Genomic DNA, 16953 nt, shown 5'->3' on the forward strand with positions numbered 1-16953 from the left:
GTGGACAGGCAGTCAATCTCGAACCGGGTGCTGCCGCAGACCGCCTCCTGGCCCTCGAAGCGCTCCACCACCAGGCCGGAGGCCGGGCCGAGCAGTTGGATCAGTCGCGCCTGCTGGGAGGGAGCGCCAAGGGTGGCCAACAACGAGGAGCGAGAGACATCCATATCGACAGGCTCTTGTCAGGGAGTGTGATGATGCGTGTGCCAGGCTGCGGCCGCGTGACGCCCGCAGAGCCTGTTTCACGTCCATGTACCCGGCAACAGTAACAAATCCCATTGACGGGCTCTTTCACCGACCGGCTTCGCACGCCCCCTGACGTGTGCCTGCAACGCAGACGGGAAGTGGATCGATTTTGTCGCATTCAGCGCGACACGGGGCCGCTGCGTCAAATTATAGACAGGAAACTGTGATGAATCGCACGATATTGAGTCGGTGTCGGAGGCAAGTTACTGGCGCGACCTGCCAAGGGGCCGGGTAGGGACATCGCATCGAAGGTACGCCGCACACCGATTGGGGAGCAGCAGCGCCGTTTCCACAACGTGTAACGTGGCCGGGTGGAATTCGAGTGCACTGTGCTCAGGTCGACACGCGCCTGAAGCAGTGGCGGGCATGCGCGCGATCCGGCGCGACATCCGCATGACGCCGGTGGTGCGGCGTCATGCGGAAGGGTCGATCACCCGTCTCAGGGCAGGGTGATCGTAATGTGCGCGGTGCGCTGCGGCATCTGGACAACGTCGTTGTAGGCCGCCATGCGCTGCTGGGTTTCGTGACCCAGATAGAAGCGCAGACCGAAAAAGCCGATCACGCCAAAGCCTGCCACCAGTGCGGCGGGCAGCCACAGCGGAACAACGCGACGCAGGCTGTGACGGATGTGGTCCGGCGGCAGCGCATGCGGTGCGAACCCGTGGCGCTTTCCCTTGAGGTAGACGATCTCATCGCCCAGCCGCGCGGTGAGGTAGCCGAGCTTTTCGGTACCTTCCAGGCGGTACTTGCCTTCGAAGCCCATCAGCAGGCAGAAGTGGTACACCTCCAGCGACGGCAGGCGCGGTGCGCCCTGGCGGCGCAGTTCCTCAAGCCGGTCGAAGAAGTGCTCGCCGGCCAGATGCTCGCCGAACAGGCGCAGCTGCAGCGGATTGCGCTCCCAGATCTCATGCAGCGCGGAGGGCTGGGACAGAATCGCTTCATCCACCGCCGCGCAGAACGCGTATTTGGCGGCGTAGACATCCTCGGAGGCGATGCCCATGCGATTGGCATTGCGCTCCACACCGTCGAGGAACTTCTGCACGGTCTGCACGAACGCTTCGGCATCCGACGGCAGCTGCCCACGCTTGAGCAGCAACAGCAGGTAGAAGCCGTCGGCCATCAGGTCCTGCAGGCTCTGCGGATTGGCCGCCTGCGGCGACGGCGCGGCCATGCCGCCATGCGAGCTGAGCGAAGGCATCGGGCCCGGGGTAGGGGGCAGGGGCGAATTCATCATGAGGTCACCGCGACAAGTTCCATTTTGAGATCGGCAACGCCGGCCGGCACGTAGATCATCAGCGACTGTGCCTTGAGCATCCGCTCATACAGCGCGCCGCGCGAATCCAGTTCGAAGTAGTGGCTGCCGGGGCGCACCGGGATCGCGGCGGGCACCTGGTTGGCATGCGCCAGCTTTACGCCGGGCAGTGCCGAAAGAACGCACTTCTCCACGTCGTCGGGCGCGCCCACCTTGAATCGGACCGGCACCATCTGCACCAGTTCCTGGGCGGGGATGTCGGCCGATACCGCCAGGTAGAAAGAGGCGTTGTCGTCGATGCGCTGCGAGTCCAGACGTCCAAGGTGGTAGGACGGCTTGATCTCGTTGAGCGCGATCTTGAAGTAGCGCGCCGAGATCACCGTGTCCAGCAGGTTGCGGATGATGTCGAACAGCTGGCGGAACCCCGCCTCCGGCTGCGTGTGCTGATAGCGCGGCAGATCGTTGAGCGCGTAGGCATTGGAAAACGTCAGCATCGCGCCGGCCATGCGCAGCAGCTCCTGGTGCAGGCGCTCGGGATGCAGCTGCGGATGGTGGTACAGATGCGCCAGCGCACTGAACGAGGAGTTGATCGTGTGCAGCAGCCAGAACGAGGCGATGTCGCCCGAACGGAATTCGATGATGTTCTTGGAGGGCTCGCGGTGCAGTCCGTACAGTGCGTCGACCTTGGCCTGCAACGAGTCCAGGATGCCGCGCAGCTCGCGGTGCAGGGTGGGCGAGGCTTCCAGGTGCGCGCACGGCGGGATGAAGTCCTCATCCAGTTCGAAGCCGCCGGTGGAGGTGCGACGGATGCGCGCCAGCGCCACAGTGGCGTAGGAATCGCGCGGGTGCTCGTCGGTGAGCAGCTTGACCGCCTTGCCGAGGAAGCCGAGTTCGGCCTCCACCGCATCGGTGAACAGGTCGTTGGCGGCCCGGTTGACCTGGCGGTAGCGCGCCAACTGCGCGGCGTCGGCGTCGGCACAGTTGTCGCCATCGTCGCGCAGCAGGGGAAGCCCGAGGTGGATCACGGTGGACTGCACGCCGGGCGGCAGGTCCTTCAGCGACAGCGCATCGGGCAGCGCATCGTGGACGGGCGCGTCGTAGCTCTCGCCATCGGGGAACACCGCCGAGATGTCCAGCGGGCGCAGCGTGCCGCCGTTGAGCGCCTGCGGATCAAAACGCACGCGGCGGCAGCCCCATGCGTACGGATGCAGGGTCAGCGAAAGATCCTGCAGCCGTGCCTCGTGATAGGCGTCCTGACGCTGGAAATGCTGGGGCCGCAGAAACAGACCCTCACCCCAAAGAACCTTCGACATCCTGCTTACATACGCCACATTTCAATCCTTGGAAATTTCAGGCAAACCGCACCCGATGAACGCTAGGTTTCCACACACATTCCCAATACAGGAATGTGAAAGTGAGCTGTGCCTCACATTTTTGATGCGAGGCGAGGCTTGGATACTATCGTATGCTGGAATTCTGACGTCAGAATGAAGTCACCCCCTCAGCGAGGAGAGACGCAGCGCACGGATGCCAGACTGCTCGGATCACCGGAAAGCCGCGTGACCAACGCCGGGCTGTCCGTCGTCAGTGCGCACGCATGGATTCCCACGGTAATACCGTCGGCTGGCAGCGCCTTCTGTTTTCCGTCGAATGTCAGCCGCCAGCGGTTGTCGGCCGGCGCGCGGAACAGGGCAACCACGCCCAGTACGGCAGCGCCTTCGCTCAACTGCTCCTTCAGTTCCTGGCGCGCGCCGGGGGTCAACACGATCTCATTGACCGACAGCAGGTCCGCGCCAAGGGCGGCCTGCTCGCCGTTCTGGTCGAGGAAGGCGTTGAACGGGGCCTGTTCGAAGCGCTGGGCGCTGCGCAGGTGGTAGACCTTCACCACCGCGGCGGTGGGGCGCTTGTCATTGCCGGCATTGAGATTGGTGCCGGCATAGAGCCGCAGTGGAATGGTCGGCGGGGCATCCGGCGCCGCTTCCTTGATGCCAACGGCTTGTAACGTCTTGTCCATAGCCTTGCCAAGACCGCCACTGGCGCACCCTGACAAGGACAATGACATCGCCGTGACAACACATAAGAGAGTGTGACGGCCTAAGCAAAAATTTCGGCTCATGAGAGGCTTCATGCATTCTCGGGCGAAAAAGGACAGGGAGAGTGATTCATGCGCGGAAGTCCGTTGCGCATACAGCAGAACGCGGAAGACGGTGTGAAAATCTGCGGCGTTGCATTGAAGCAATCTATGCGCTTCACTATACCCTTGCGTATTTGCAGTTGTACACTTGCGGCGGTAGGGGACGGAATCCCGTGTGTAGTATCGGCGGGGACCGGTCTTACCTTTAGGAGTTTCTACGAGGGATTGGCATGAAAGTGAAGGAAAAGGGGAAGGCCGTCTATCGGCCGATGCTGGCATTGGTTCTGCTGTCGGGTCTGGCGGCATGCGCATCGACGCCGAAGAAGGCGGTGGTGCCGCCCTTCGACACGTCGATGACGACCGCCGAAGCGCAGGTGACCACGGCGGGTGCCGAAGCGGCGATCACGAGTTTTGAAGCTGCCTCTCGTGCCGATCCGACCCGCAAGGAACCGTGGGTGCGCATCGCGCAGCTGCAGTTCGATCAGGGTAATTACGCGCGTGCCATCGTGGCCGCCGAAGAAGTGCTGCAGCGCGATCCGGACGACCTTGTCGCCGATGGCGTGCTGACCGTTGCCGGTTTCCGCATCGCCAACCAGTCGCTGAAGCGCCTGCAGGGACGCGGCGCACTGGCCTCGGACACGGCCCGCAAGGAAGCGCAGACGCTGGCCACCACGCTGCGCACCACGATGGGTGAAGCCATCCTGGAACCGCCGGCAAAGCCGAAGGCCACCCGTGCCGGTCGTCGCACCGCACCGGCTGCCCGTCGTACGACCACGCCCGCGGCACCGGCAGCGCAACCCGCGCGTCCGGCGTCGTCCGGTGCCGGTGCGGACCCGTTCCAGAACGTCGGCGGCAACTGATCCGCATTTCGTACGGCCCCCAGTCAGGAGACACCGATGGCCAAGAAGGACAGCATTCAAAAGCGGTTGCAGAAGATCCGCCCCCCGCGGGTGCAGCTCACCTATGACGTCGAGAAGGGCGACGCGATCGAGCAGAAGGAGCTGCCGTTCGTGGTCGGCGTGCTCGGCGACCTGAGCGGCAATCCGGAGCAGCCGTTGCCGAAGGTCAAGGACCGCAAGTTCGTCAATGTGGACCTGGACAACTTCGATGAAGTGATGGAAGGCGTGGCACCGCGTGCGGTGTACCGCGTTCCGAACAAGATCAGCGACAGTGGCGGCGAGTTCGGCGTGGAACTGAAGTTCAATTCCATCGACGATTTCCGTCCCGAGTCCGTGGTCGACCAGATCGAGCCGCTGCGCAAGCTGCTCGAATCGCGCACCAAGCTCGCCGACCTGCGCAACAAGCTGGCCGGCAACGAAAAGCTCGAGGATCTGTTGACCGATGTCCTGAACAACACCGAGCAGCTCAAGAAGCTTGGCACGGGGAAGGAGGAGTAAGTCATGGCAGCAGAAGCTACCGGTGTTGCCGAACAGGCGTCCGCTGCGGTCGAGGAGATCGGCCTGCTCGACCAGATCGTCGAGAAGAGCAAGGTCGCCAAGTCCGAAACCGAACACCAGCGTGCCAAGGACATCATTTCCGAGCTTGCCAAGGAGGTGCTGGAAGGCACCGTGGTGGTGTCGGACAACCTCAACCTGACCCTCGATGCGCGCATCGCCGAGATTGACCGGATCATCTCCGAGCAGCTCAGCGCGGTGATGCATGCGCCGCAGTTCCAGCAGCTGGAAAGCACCTGGCGCGGCCTGCACTACCTGTGCCAGCAGACGTCCACCGGCCCGAACATGAAGATCAAGGTCTTCAACGCGCCGAAGAAGGATCTGGTCAAGGACTTCAAGTCGGCGATCGATTTCGACCAGAGCGCGCTGTTCAAGAAGGTCTATGAAGAAGAGTTCGGCACCTTCGGTGGCGCGCCCTTCGGTGCTCTGGTGGGTGACTACTTCGTCGGCCGCCAGCCGGAAGACATGTACTTCATCGAGCAGATGTCGCACGTGGCGGCCGCCGCACACGCGCCCTTCATTTCGGCAGCGTCCGAAAGCATGTTCGGCCTGGAGACCTTCACCGACCTGGGAAAGCCGCGCGATCTGGCCAAGGTGTTCGACACCGTCGAATACGCCAAGTGGAAGTCGTTCCGCGAGAGCGAGGACAGCCGCTATGTGGGCCTGACCATGCCGCGCTTCCTGGGCCGCCTGCCGTACAACCCGAAAGACGGGACCACGGTGGAAGGGTTCAACTTCGTTGAAGACGTCGATGCCAGCGACCACAGCAAGTTCCTGTGGTGCAACACTGCCTACGCGATGGCCGCGCGCCTGACCCACGCGTTCGAGGACTTCGGCTGGTGCGCGGCGATCCGCGGCGTGGAAGGCGGTGGCCTGGTCGAAGACCTGCCGACGCACACCTTCCGTACCGATGACGGCGAAGTCGCGCTGAAGTGCCCGACCGAAGTGGCGATCACCGACCGTCGTGAAAAAGAACTCAGTGACCTCGGCTTCATGCCGCTGGTGCATTGCAAGAACACCGACTACGCCGCGTTCTTCGGCGCCCAGTCGGCACAGAAGCCGAAGAAGTACAACACCGATTCGGCCAATGCCAATGCGATCCTGTCTGCCCAGCTGCAGTACATCTTCGCCGTCTCGCGTATCGCCCATTACCTCAAGGCGATGATGCGCGAGAAAATTGGCAGCTTCGCATCGGCGGGCAACGTCGAGGAATTCCTGAACCGTTGGATCTCCCAGTACGTGCTGCTGGACGACAACGCCTCCCAGGAAGCCAAGGCCCAGTACCCGCTGCGCGAAGCCGCTGTGAACGTTTCGGAAGTGCCGGGCAAGCCCGGTGTCTACCGCGCTGTGGCGTTCATCAGGCCACATTTCCAGCTCGATGAGCTGTCTGTTTCGTTGCGACTGGTTGCCGAACTGCCGGCGACTGCAAAGAAGTCGTAACGCTTTGATGTTGCTGTAGCGTCAAGGGACGGATGTCCCGATTTGCAGTGACGTTTTTCTAAGAGGGCTAAACCCCCTGAACCGCCGGGAGCGATCCCGGCACCCAATCTCACGGAAGACCGGAACTTAGGAGACCAGATATGCAGCACGCTTTTCTTTCCATCGACACCATCAAGGGCGAGTCCCACGACGACAAGCACAAGGATTGGATTGAGATCCAGTCCTTCTCGCAGGATCTCCTGCAGCCGCGCTCGGCCACTGCGTCGACCTCGGGTGGCACCACTGCCGCGCGTGTGAACCTGTCGCCGATCGAAGTCACCAAGTCGATCGACCTCGCCTCCACTGCTCTGAACCAGGCGGCTGCCAACGGCACCACCTTCCCGAAGGCCCGCATCGAGTTCATGCGCGCCGACAAGGACGGCAACGCGATCAATTACTACCTGGTCGAGCTGCTGAACGTGCTGGTTCACCGCGTCACCACCACGGTCGATTCCGATGGTATGCCGCAGGAAGTGATCCAGCTGAGCTTTGGTGCGATCAAGTGGACCTACCAGCAGCAGAAGCCGGAAGGCGGCGTTGGTGGCAAGGCCGTGGCGCAGTGGAGTGCAACCAAGAACATTCCGAACTACGCCGTTTGATGTTGTGTCGCTGCGATGGCGCCTAGCGCGCCATCGCAGTCTGAAACGCCACTGGCAGTACATCGGGCGCGGCCAGGATCGGCCGCAACGCGTGTTGCCCCTCTGCACGATGCAGGGACGCAGACAGACCGGAATGACGAATGAAGGGACTCGAACCCAGCTTGCTCGAAAAATTGTTCGACGATGCCCCCAAATCCAACGGGGGAGGGCATGTGTTCAAGTCCGTATCGCTGGAGCAGTACAAGGAGTCGATCGCGCGCGATCTGGAGGGCCTGCTCAATTCCCGGGCCGCTTTCCAGGAAGACGACATGGCGGCGTTTCCCAACTGCAAGCAATCCCTGTTGACCTACGGGCTGGCCGATTTCTCGGCGATGAGCCTGGCCAACGCCTATGACCGTGCCGCCATCTGCCGTTCGCTGGAGCAGGCCGTGGCGCGCCACGAACGCCGCCTCAAGAACGTGGGGGTAAGCCTGGAAGTGGGCTCCCAGTTCGGGGGTGGGCTGCATTTCACCATCCATGCGCTGCTCGATCTCGAGCCGGCGCGGGAGCCGGTGAGTTTCGATGCGATGCTGCAGCCCTCGACCCTGCAGTACCAGGTCAGCCGCATGCGCCGCCAGCAGGCGACGGTCTGACATGCAGGATCTGCTGCCTTACTACGAACGCGAACTGGCCTACCTGCGGCGCTATGGCCGCGAGTTCGCCGACCGCTACCCCAAGATTGCCGGCCGCCTTCAGCTCAATGCCGACGGCAGCCAGGACCCGCACGTCGAGCGCCTCATCGAGGCATTCGCGCTGCTCAGTGCGCGCGTCTCCAAGCGCATCGAGGACGACTATCCCGAGTTCACCGACGCGCTGCTGGATGTGCTGTACCCGCACTATCTGCGGCCATTCCCGTCGTGCTCGATCGCGCATTTCGACATGGACGGCGTGTCCGCCAAACTCAGCGCGCCGATCACCGTGCCGCGCGGCACGGCGCTGCAGAGCCGCCCGGTCCGCGGTGTGTCGTGCCGCTTCCGCACCGCCTACGACGTGGTGCTGGCACCGGTCGTGGTGCAGTCTGCCGTCTATCGCGGTGTCGCCGAGGCACCGATGGCCACCAGCCTGCCGGCCGGCAGCGGTGCGCAGATCTCGTTGAACGTCCGGCTGGTGTCCGACCAGGCCAGTTTCGACACGCTGGGCACCGACGCCCTGCGCCTGTTCCTGGATGGCGAGCCGTCGTTGCGCGCTGCGCTGCGCGATGCGCTGGCGCTCGGCGTGAAGGTCGCCTATGTCGAGGCCGATGGCGGCGGTCGCTGGCGCCGGCTGGAGAGCGTGCCGCTGCGCCAGGTCGGCTTTGCCGACAACGAGGCACTGGTCGATTTTCCGGCGCGTTCGCATCCGGCCTATCGCCTGCTGACCGAACTGTTCGCCTACCCGGAGAAGTTCGGGTTCGTCGATCTGGACCTCAAGCCGGTCACGGCCGGCGCCAGCCGCAGCTTCACCCTGCACCTGATCCTGCACGCCAGCGCGCCCGAGCGCGGCAACCAGCTGGTGCTCGAAGAGCTGAGCGCGAGCAATGTGCGCCTGGGCTGCACGCCGATCGTCAATCTGTTCACCCAGGCCGGTGAGCCGATCCGGGTGACCCATCGCACCGTCAATTACACCGTGTTGCCGGATGCACGACGCGCGTTCGCCTATGAAGTGCATTCGATCGACTCGGTGCACCGCATCCGACAGACCCCGCAGGGCGAGGTGATCCAGGCGTTCCGGCCGTTCTATTCGCTGCATCACGGCGAGGATCCCGACCGGACCGGCCAGTACTGGGTAGCGCGCCGTGACGAGGACATCGCACGCCAGAGCCCCGGCTTCGAGACGGAGATCAGCTTCGTCGACCTGGCGTTCAATCCGACCGTGCCGCAGACCGACACGGTGAGCCTGGAGCTGACCTGCAGCAACCGCGATCTGCCCAGCCAGCTGGCCCACGGCGTGGCCGGCGGCGACCTCAGTCTGGAGGGTGGCACGCCCGCGCGTGCGATCGGCCTGCTGCGCAAGCCGACCCGCCCGATGCGCTTCCGTCAGGGCAAGAACGCGCAGTGGCGACTGATTTCGCACCTGTCGCTGAACCAGTTGTCGCTGACCGGGAGCGGCCTGACCGCGTTGAAGGAAATGCTGCGCCTGTATGACCTGTCCGGCAGCAGCGTATCGGCGCGCCAGATCGACGGGCTGGTGGCGCTCGAGCAGCATCCGGTGACCAGCTGGATGTCCGGCAAACAGTTTGCCTCGGTGGTGCGGGGCCTGGAGATCCGACTCACCGTCAACGAGAACCATTTCGTGGGGGCCGGTATTGCCGCGTTCGCCCAGGTGATGGATCACTTCTTTGCACTGTATGTGCATGCCAACAGTTTCACCCGGCTGGTGCTGGTCTCCAGCGAGTCGGGGGAGGAGATCGTCCGATGTCCGGCGCGAAGCGGCGAATCGATCCTGGCGTAGCGCAGCAGCTGCTCGCTGAGCCGCATCGCTTCCAGTTCTTCCAGGCGGTGCGGTTGTTGGAGCAGGTGTTCCAGCGCCAGGGCGTGAAGTCCGGTCAGGCTGTGCCCATGCGGGTGCGGTTCCGCAACTCCCTGTCCCTGGGCTTCCCGGCCACCGAGCTGAGCGCTGAAGGCGTGGCGTACTCGTTGCAGGGCGACCGGCTCGAGGATGCGGCCGCGATCGACGAAGCGCTGATCGGTGAGACGCTCGCCGAGGTGCATCTCACCCCGCACTTCATGGGCCTGCTGGGCACGGCGGGTGCGCTGCCGCTGCACTACACCGAGACCCTGCAGTTGCGCGAACTGTACGAGCGCGACCGTACCGCCCGGGCGTTCCTGGACATCTTTTCGACCCGCGCGGTGTCGCTGCACTACGCGGCCTGGAAGAAGCATCGCCTTGCCCTGCAGTACGAGATCGACCGTCGCGAGCGCTTCCTGCCGCTGATCATGTCGCTGTTCGGCATGGGCATGAACGAACTGCGCGACCGGCTGGTGGACGGCCACGGCGATGTGTTCGACCAGGCCTTTGCCTACTATGCCGGCGCCATCCGCCAGCGCCCGGTGTCGGCGGCGTTGATGCAGCGCGTGCTCGCGGACTACTTCCAGGTGCCGCTGGTGCTGGAGCAGTTCGTGGGTGCCTGGTACCGCGTCCCGGCGGGGCAGGCCACGCGGCTGGGCCAGGCCAATGCATCGCTGGGCTCCAGCGCGCTGGCAGGCGACCGTGTATGGCAGCGCGATCTGCGCATGCGGCTGAGCATCGGCCCGCTGCGGCGCGAGCAGTTCGACGACTTCCTGCCTGGCGGCAGCGCCGAGCAGGCCTTGGCGAAGTGGTTGTCGCTGCTCACCGGTGGCACGCTGGAATATGAGGTGCGGCTGGTGCTGCGCCAGCAGGACGTTCGTGGTTCGGGACTGGGCGCCGGCAATGGCGCCCGCCTGGGCTGGGACAGCTACATGTGCTCGCGGTCGGCCGAGGGCCCGCGTTCGGACACCACGTACGGCATCCATACACTGCAATGAACCAGCAAGGAGCGCGTTTCCCCGCATGAGCATCAATCTCAAGACCCTGATCAGCAAGCTGGACGACACCTGCCGTCTGGCCGCCGAGCGAGCTGCCAATCTGTGCATGTCGCGTGGCAACTACGAGGTTGATCTGGAACACCTGTTCCTGGCGCTGCTGGAGCAGCCGCAGAGCGATTTCGTGTTGATCGCGCGCCGCTGCGGGATCGCCCCCGAAGCGCTGGAGCGCGACCTGTCCGACGAGATCAGCCAGTTCAAGACCGGCAACAGCCGCACGCCGGTGTTTTCACAGCACATTCCCAAGCTGTTCGAGCATGCCTGGCTGATCGCCTCGCTGGACTCGGAAACCAGCCGCATCCGGAGTGGCCACCTGCTGCTGGCGCTGATGACCGAGCCGGAGCTGTCGCAGCTGGCCTATCGCGGCTCCAAGCTGTTCGTGCGCTTCAAGGTGGATGCGCTGAAACATGACTTCGCCAAGCTCACCGAGGGCTCGCAGGAAGCCGGCCAGACCGTGCGCAACGCCGATGCAGGGGCGGGTGAGGGCGATCTTGGCGGCGAGACCGCAGCGGCGGTGGATGGGCAGAAGGGCGGCCTGTCCAAGACCCCGGCGCTGGACCAGTTCACCACCAACCTCACCGAGCGCGCGCGCGAAGACCGCATCGACCCGGTGATCGGCCGTGACGCCGAGATCCGCCAGGTGATCGACATCCTGATGCGTCGCCGCCAGAACAATCCGATCCTCACCGGCGAGGCAGGCGTGGGCAAGACCGCCGTCGTCGAAGGCCTGGCCCGGCGGATCGCCGGGAAGGACGTCCCCGACGTGCTGCTGGGCGTGGAGCTGCACACCCTGGACATGGGCCTGCTGCAGGCCGGCGCCAGCGTCAAGGGCGAGTTCGAGAACCGCCTGAAGAACGTGATCGACGAAGTCAAGAAGAGTCCGCATCCGATCATTCTGTTCATCGATGAAGCGCACACCATGATCGGTGCCGGCGGCACCGCTGGCCAGAACGATGCGGCCAACCTGCTCAAGCCGGCATTGGCACGCGGCGAACTGCGTACCATCGCGGCCACCACCTGGAGCGAGTACAAGAAGTACTTCGAAAAGGATGCGGCGCTGGCCCGTCGTTTCCAGGTGGTCAAGGTCGAGGAGCCCACCGAGGCGCTGGCGGCGGCGATGCTGCGCGGCATGGTCGGGCTGATGGAGGCGCACTTCAACATCCGGGTGATGGACGAAGCGGTCACTGAAGCTGTGCGGCTGTCACATCGCTATATCAGTGGTCGCCAGTTGCCGGACAAGGCCGTCAGCGTGCTCGACACCGCCTGCGCCAAGGTGGCGCTGGGCCAGAGCGCGACGCCGGCGATCATTGAAGACACCCGCAAGCACCTGGACCGCCTGGCGGCCGAGCTGTCGGCGCTGGAGCGGGAAACCGCCGGCGGCGCCAGCCACCATGCCGAGCGCCTGGGCGAGCTGCGTCAGCTGCAGGCCGACGCGCAGGCCGTGCTGGCCACCAACGAAGCGCGCCTGACCAGCGAGCGCGCCCTGGCCGATCAGATCCGTGCACTGCGCGCGCAGATGGAGGCGACCGGCCCGGAGGCGGCGACCGATGTGCCTGGCGCGGCCGACAAGCCGGCGCGGGGCAGGAAGGCGGCCGCGAGCGCGTCGCCGCAGCAGACCGAACTGGACCGCCTGCTCGGCGAACTGCGTGCACTGCAGGGCGAGACCCCGATGGTGCCCCTGCAGGTCGATGGTGGCGTGGTGGCCGAGATTGTGTCGGCCTGGACCGGCGTGCCGCTCGGCCGCATGGTGAAGGACGAGATCCGCACCGTGCGCAACCTTGGCGGGCTGCTGGTCGAGCGCGTGATCGGCCAGGACCATGCGCTGGAGGCGATCGCCCAGCGCGTGCGCACCGCGACCGCCAAGCTGGAAGACCCGAACAAGCCGCGCGGCGTGTTCATGTTCGTCGGGCCTTCCGGTGTGGGCAAGACTGAAACCGCGCTGGCGCTGGCCGACATCCTGTATGGCGGCGAGCGCAAGCTGATCACCATCAACATGAGCGAGTACCAGGAGGCGCACAGCGTCTCCGGCCTGAAGGGCTCGCCGCCCGGCTACGTGGGTTATGGCGAGGGCGGCGTGCTGACCGAAGCGGTGCGTCGCAATCCATACAGCGTGGTGCTGCTGGACGAAGTGGAGAAGGCCCATCCGGACGTGCTGGAGATGTTCTTCCAGGTGTTCGACAAAGGCCAGATGGATGACGCCGAAGGACGCGAGATCGATTTCCGCAACACGCTGATCATCCTCACGTCCAACATCGGTTCCTCGCAGATCATGCAGGCGTGCCTGAACAAGCCCGCCGAGGAGATGCCGACCGCCGATGCGCTGGGCGACGCCCTTCGCCCGGTGCTGATGAAGAGCTTCAAGCCCGCCTTCCTGGGCCGCATGAAAGTCGTGCCGTACTTCCCGATCAACGACGACGTGCTGGCCCAGATCATCGCGCTCAAGCTCGGTCGCATCCGCGACCGTGTGGCGGGCAACCACAAGGCCACGTTCTTGTGGGACGACAGCCTGGTCGAGGCCGTGCTGTCGCGTTGCACCGAAGTGGATTCCGGTGCGCGCAACGTTGATCACATCCTCAACGGTACGCTGTTGCCAGAGATCGCGGAAAGCGTCCTGGCAGCGATGGCCGAAGGAAACCGGATCAACGCCATCAAGGTGACCGCAGGGAAGAACGGCGCCTTCAAATACAAGTTGTCCTGAGTTGACTTGATAGGAGACACGAACATGGATTTCTACGGATTCGACCGCGCCAAAGCCGTTGCCAACTGCGACAGCCTGAACCTGGGCCTGGCCCGCGACACCGACAGTGTCCGCGCCTGGAACCGGCTGCGCCCGGAACATATCGTCGAGCTGCTGCACGGTGCCGCCGCGGATGCCCGTCAGGATGCGCGCAACCTGGCGGCGCAGATCAGCCGTGGCAGCTGGCGGATCTACATGCAGGCGCCGGCCCAGGGCAAGGCCAACCAGCTGGTCAGCAATGCACGGGAAGTTGCCGTCAGCGCGGGTGGACGCGACTACCGCCTGCAGCTGAATGAGGGCACCAAGCTGCAGCTTGAGCGCATTACCCAGTCGGCGTGACCGATAGACGATAGGGCGCCCGCCGCAGGCAGACTGCGGCGGCGTCCGGTATCGGAAGTGCGGTGTAAATTGTGATTTAAATCACAATTTAATAGCGATCCACGTGAGAACGCCTGCAAGGATTGACGGGTGAAGATCGCGTGGAGAGTCGTGTTCTATGCTGTCGATCAAAATCAAACCAGACGATAGATGTCGCTGGACAAATGAATGCGGGGAGCACCATGGATTCGGTAACCAAGATAATCGCCGCGCTCGCGGCACCGGCGCAGACGCAGCGCCTGCTGCAACTGCAGACATCGTTGGGGAGCGATGTACTGGTCGCCGAAGCGCTGAGTGGCGTCGAGCAGATCGACGGCACCGGTTTCGTGCTGGACGTCACCGCACTGTCAGTGGACGCCCGGATGTCGCCCGACGATCTGCTGGGGCAGCCGGTGCTGCTGCAGATGCAGGCCACCGGCGCGCCGCGCGATTTCCACGGCCATGTCACCGCGGTGGAACGGCTGGGCAGCAATGGCGGCCTGGCCCGCTATCGCCTGCGTCTGCAGCCGTGGCTGGCGTTCCTGGCCCAGCGTGTGGACAGCTACGTGTTCCATGACCGCAGCGTGGTGGAGATCGTCGAGGACATCTTCGCCGACTATTCCGGCCTGGTGCCGGCCTGGCGCTGGGCGCTGGCCGACCGCAGCCAGTACGCCCGGCGCAGCCTGACCACGCAGTACCAGGAGTCGGACCTGGCCTTCCTGCAGCGGCTGCTCGCCGAGGAAGGCATCTACTACTGGTTCGAGCATGCCGGCGACCCCGGCAACGCCCGGCTGGGCGCCCATACGCTGGTGTTGGCGGACAACCATCAAGGCGCCCGCGATCTCGGGGCGGTGCGCTTCCATCGCAGTGATGTCACCGAGCGCACCGACAGCGTGCAGCAGTGGTCCACCGCTCGTCGGTGGTGCACGACCAAGGTCGCGCGCGCAAGCTGGGACTACCGCACGCTCGAACTGCGCCAGGCCAGCGCCGAGGCCGACACCGCGCACGGCGCTGCTGGCGAAGACATCGACACCAGCGGCCCATACGGCTGGCAGGACAACGCCCGCGGCCAGCGCCGCGCACAGCAGCACCTGGATGCATTGCGCGTGCGCGCGCACACCATCGAGGGGCAGGGCAGCTGGCGCCAGCTGGTGCCGGGCGCGCAGTTCCAGTTGGGCCAGCATCCGGGTGTGGACGCCGGCACGAGCTTCCTGTGCCTGTCGGTGCAGCACCAGGCCCGCAACAATCTCGAGGCGGACATCCTCGATGCGCTCGAGCAGCAGCTCGGCCCGGTCGCGCAGGCGCCGCTGGCGCTGCCGATCGCACTGGCCGGGCTGGCCGCCGCCGCACCCGCGCAGGCGGTGACCTCCACCTTCTACGACAACCGCTTCGTGGTGATTCCGGCTGACGTGGTCTATCGCCCGCAGACCGAGGACGGCCACGGCGTGCGCCTGCATCCGCGCCCGTCGATCACCGGCACGCTCAGCGCCATCGTGGTCAGCGACGGCGAGCCGCTGCAGTCCGACCGCGACCATCGCATCAAGGTGCAGTTCCCGTGGCAGCGCGGCGGTGCGTCCAGCACCGGCCAGGCGCACCCGGGCGGCGACGACAATGCTCCGGCCAACGGCGGTGCCTGGACCTGGGTGCGGGTGATGACCCCGTGGGCCGGCGACAACTGGGGCGGGGTGGTGTTGCCGCGGCGTGGCCAGGAGGTACTGGTGGCGTTCCTGGAGGGGGACATCGACCGTCCGGTGGTGGTCGGTGCGGTCTACAACGGCCGCGGCCAGAACGATGCCTCGCACAACCAGGTTGCCAGCGGCGGCGCGCAGGCCACCGGCAACGCGGCCGCGTGGTTCGAGGGCAACGACCACGGCGCGGTGTTCACCGGCTTCAAGAGCCAGGCCCTGGCCGACAGCCAGGGCGGCGCGGGCGGCTACCAGCAGCTGCGCCTGGACGACACGCCCGGGCAGGGCCGCGCGCAGCTGTCCACCACCCAGCATGCGACCACACTGACCCTGGGGCATCTCAAGGGCGGTGAGGACAACGTGCGCGAGGCCGAGCGTGGCTTCGGCGCGGAGCTGTCCAGCCAGGCGTTCGGCGCGCTGCGCGCGGGCAAGGGCCTGCTGCTCAGCACCGAAGGCGGCGAGCCGCAGCTGGCGGCCAACCAGGCGATGGCGCAGCTGCAGGAAAGCACCGAGCTGGTGGCCACGCTCAACGAATCGGCCCACAACCAGCAGGCGATGCTGCCGCAGGAACCGAGCGAGCTGCCGGCGCACCAGGCGCTGCTGCAGTTGCAGGAAAAGCTGGGCGGCATCCAGAGCGGTGGCCCGGCCGGCAGCATCCAGGGCGGTGACGGCGAAGCGCCGGGTTGGGATGCGCCGACGCTGATGGGCAGCGGCGTGGCCGGGGTGATGAGCCTGACGCCGGCCGACCAGGTGTGGGTCAGCGGCACGCAGACCACGCTGGCCTCAGGCGTGGCGCTGAACTGGCTGAGCCAGGGCTCGCTCACCCTGGCGGTGTCCGGCGGGCTGGTGCTCTACACCGCCGGCAACGAGGCCAAGGCGGACAGTCCCAACACCGAGCGCGGCATCGCGCTGCACGCCGCGCAGGGCAAGGTCAGCGCCCGCGCGCACAAGAACGTGGCGCAGCTGGCGGCCAAGACCGCGGTCAAGATCGCCAGCACCGAAGCGGACGTGCTGGTGTCGGCACCGGCCAAGCACGTGCTGGCCACTGCCGCCGGTGCGTACCTGCGCATCGAGGGCGACAACATCGAACTGGGCGCGCCGGGCAAGGTGGAGTTCAAGGCCAGCCAGCGCGAGTGGACGGGGCCGGCATCGGTGCCGGGCTCCGTGGTGCTGGTCAACACGGCAGAGGCCTTCAAGCTCAAGTACGTACTGCGCGACTACACCGGCAAGATGATGGCCAATGCGCCGTACACCCTGTTGATGCCCGATGGCACGATCAAGGAGGGCACCACCAATGCCCAGGGCGAGACCGAGCAGGTGATGACCGCCGGGCCGGAAACCATCCATCTGATCGTTGGCGAGGACGAGCAGCAGCACGAAGGCTACTACCTCGCTCCCGAAGAAGGTTGAGTGGCCATGAAGGCCCCCGCCG

At 65.3% G+C, this 16953-nt stretch carries 13 protein-coding genes; 10 read left to right on the plus strand and 3 right to left on the minus strand.

Features of this window, described 5'->3' with window-relative positions; genetic code table 11:
- Positions 1-682: 682 nt before the first annotated feature.
- From icmH to tssJ, 3 genes are all read right to left on the minus strand, one after another.
- Positions 683-1474: a type IVB secretion system protein IcmH/DotU gene (icmH, locus tag ACPEH8_RS13065; RefSeq protein WP_037591511.1), complete on the minus strand. Its 792-nt coding sequence runs from the start codon at positions 1472-1474 to the stop codon at positions 683-685.
- Positions 1474-2808 carry a type VI secretion system baseplate subunit TssK gene (gene tssK, locus ACPEH8_RS13070; protein ID WP_017356832.1) on the minus strand — a complete coding sequence of 445 codons (1335 nt, stop codon included), beginning with the start codon at positions 2806-2808 and terminating at the stop codon, positions 1474-1476. Before tssK ends, icmH begins: the two co-directional genes overlap by 1 nt.
- Positions 2809-2996: 188 nt before the next feature.
- The gene (tssJ, locus tag ACPEH8_RS13075; RefSeq protein ID WP_026070891.1) at positions 2997-3623 is read right to left on the minus strand and encodes a type VI secretion system lipoprotein TssJ; all 627 of its coding nucleotides are present in this window, start codon (positions 3621-3623) and stop codon (positions 2997-2999) included.
- Between the two features lie 236 nt (positions 3624-3859).
- On the opposite strand from tssJ, the gene ACPEH8_RS13080 reads away from it, so the two are divergent.
- From ACPEH8_RS13080 to ACPEH8_RS13125, 10 genes are all read left to right on the plus strand, one after another.
- Positions 3860-4489: a tetratricopeptide repeat protein gene (locus ACPEH8_RS13080; protein WP_017356834.1), complete on the plus strand. Its 630-nt coding sequence runs from the start codon at positions 3860-3862 to the stop codon at positions 4487-4489.
- Between the two features lie 36 nt (positions 4490-4525).
- Entirely contained in the window at positions 4526-5026 is a 501-nt protein-coding gene (gene tssB / locus ACPEH8_RS13085; RefSeq protein WP_017356835.1) for a type VI secretion system contractile sheath small subunit, read from the plus strand.
- Positions 5027-5029: 3 nt separating this feature from the next.
- Complete coding sequence (gene tssC, locus ACPEH8_RS13090) at positions 5030-6523, plus strand: type VI secretion system contractile sheath large subunit (protein ID WP_017356836.1); 1494 nt, start codon at positions 5030-5032, stop codon at positions 6521-6523.
- 140 nt (positions 6524-6663) lie between these two features.
- Positions 6664-7161: an Hcp family type VI secretion system effector gene (locus ACPEH8_RS13095; RefSeq protein WP_017356837.1), complete on the plus strand. Its 498-nt coding sequence runs from the start codon at positions 6664-6666 to the stop codon at positions 7159-7161.
- Between the two features lie 140 nt (positions 7162-7301).
- Positions 7302-7793, plus strand: coding sequence for a type VI secretion system baseplate subunit TssE (gene tssE / locus ACPEH8_RS13100; protein WP_017356838.1), 492 nt, complete (start codon positions 7302-7304; stop codon positions 7791-7793).
- A 1-nt stretch (position 7794) separates the two neighbouring features.
- Entirely contained in the window at positions 7795-9630 is a 1836-nt protein-coding gene (gene tssF, locus ACPEH8_RS13105; protein ID WP_166473081.1) for a type VI secretion system baseplate subunit TssF, read from the plus strand.
- On the plus strand, positions 9594-10685 hold the full coding sequence (tssG, locus tag ACPEH8_RS13110) for a type VI secretion system baseplate subunit TssG (RefSeq protein ID WP_017356840.1): 1092 nt from the start codon (positions 9594-9596) through the stop codon (positions 10683-10685). Before tssF ends, tssG begins: the two co-directional genes overlap by 37 nt.
- 25 nt (positions 10686-10710) lie before the next feature.
- Positions 10711-13440 carry a type VI secretion system ATPase TssH gene (tssH, locus tag ACPEH8_RS13115; protein ID WP_136007196.1) on the plus strand — a complete coding sequence of 910 codons (2730 nt, stop codon included), beginning with the start codon at positions 10711-10713 and terminating at the stop codon, positions 13438-13440.
- Between the two features lie 24 nt (positions 13441-13464).
- Entirely contained in the window at positions 13465-13818 is a 354-nt protein-coding gene (locus tag ACPEH8_RS13120; RefSeq protein ID WP_136007194.1) for a hypothetical protein, read from the plus strand.
- Between the two features lie 221 nt (positions 13819-14039).
- Complete coding sequence (locus ACPEH8_RS13125) at positions 14040-16931, plus strand: type VI secretion system Vgr family protein (protein ID WP_423667027.1); 2892 nt, start codon at positions 14040-14042, stop codon at positions 16929-16931.
- Positions 16932-16953 lie beyond the last annotated feature (22 nt).

The sequence above is a fragment of the Stenotrophomonas sp. NPDC077461 genome, assembly GCF_049545475.1.
GTDB classification, from domain to species: domain Bacteria; phylum Pseudomonadota; class Gammaproteobacteria; order Xanthomonadales; family Xanthomonadaceae; genus Stenotrophomonas; species Stenotrophomonas nematodicola.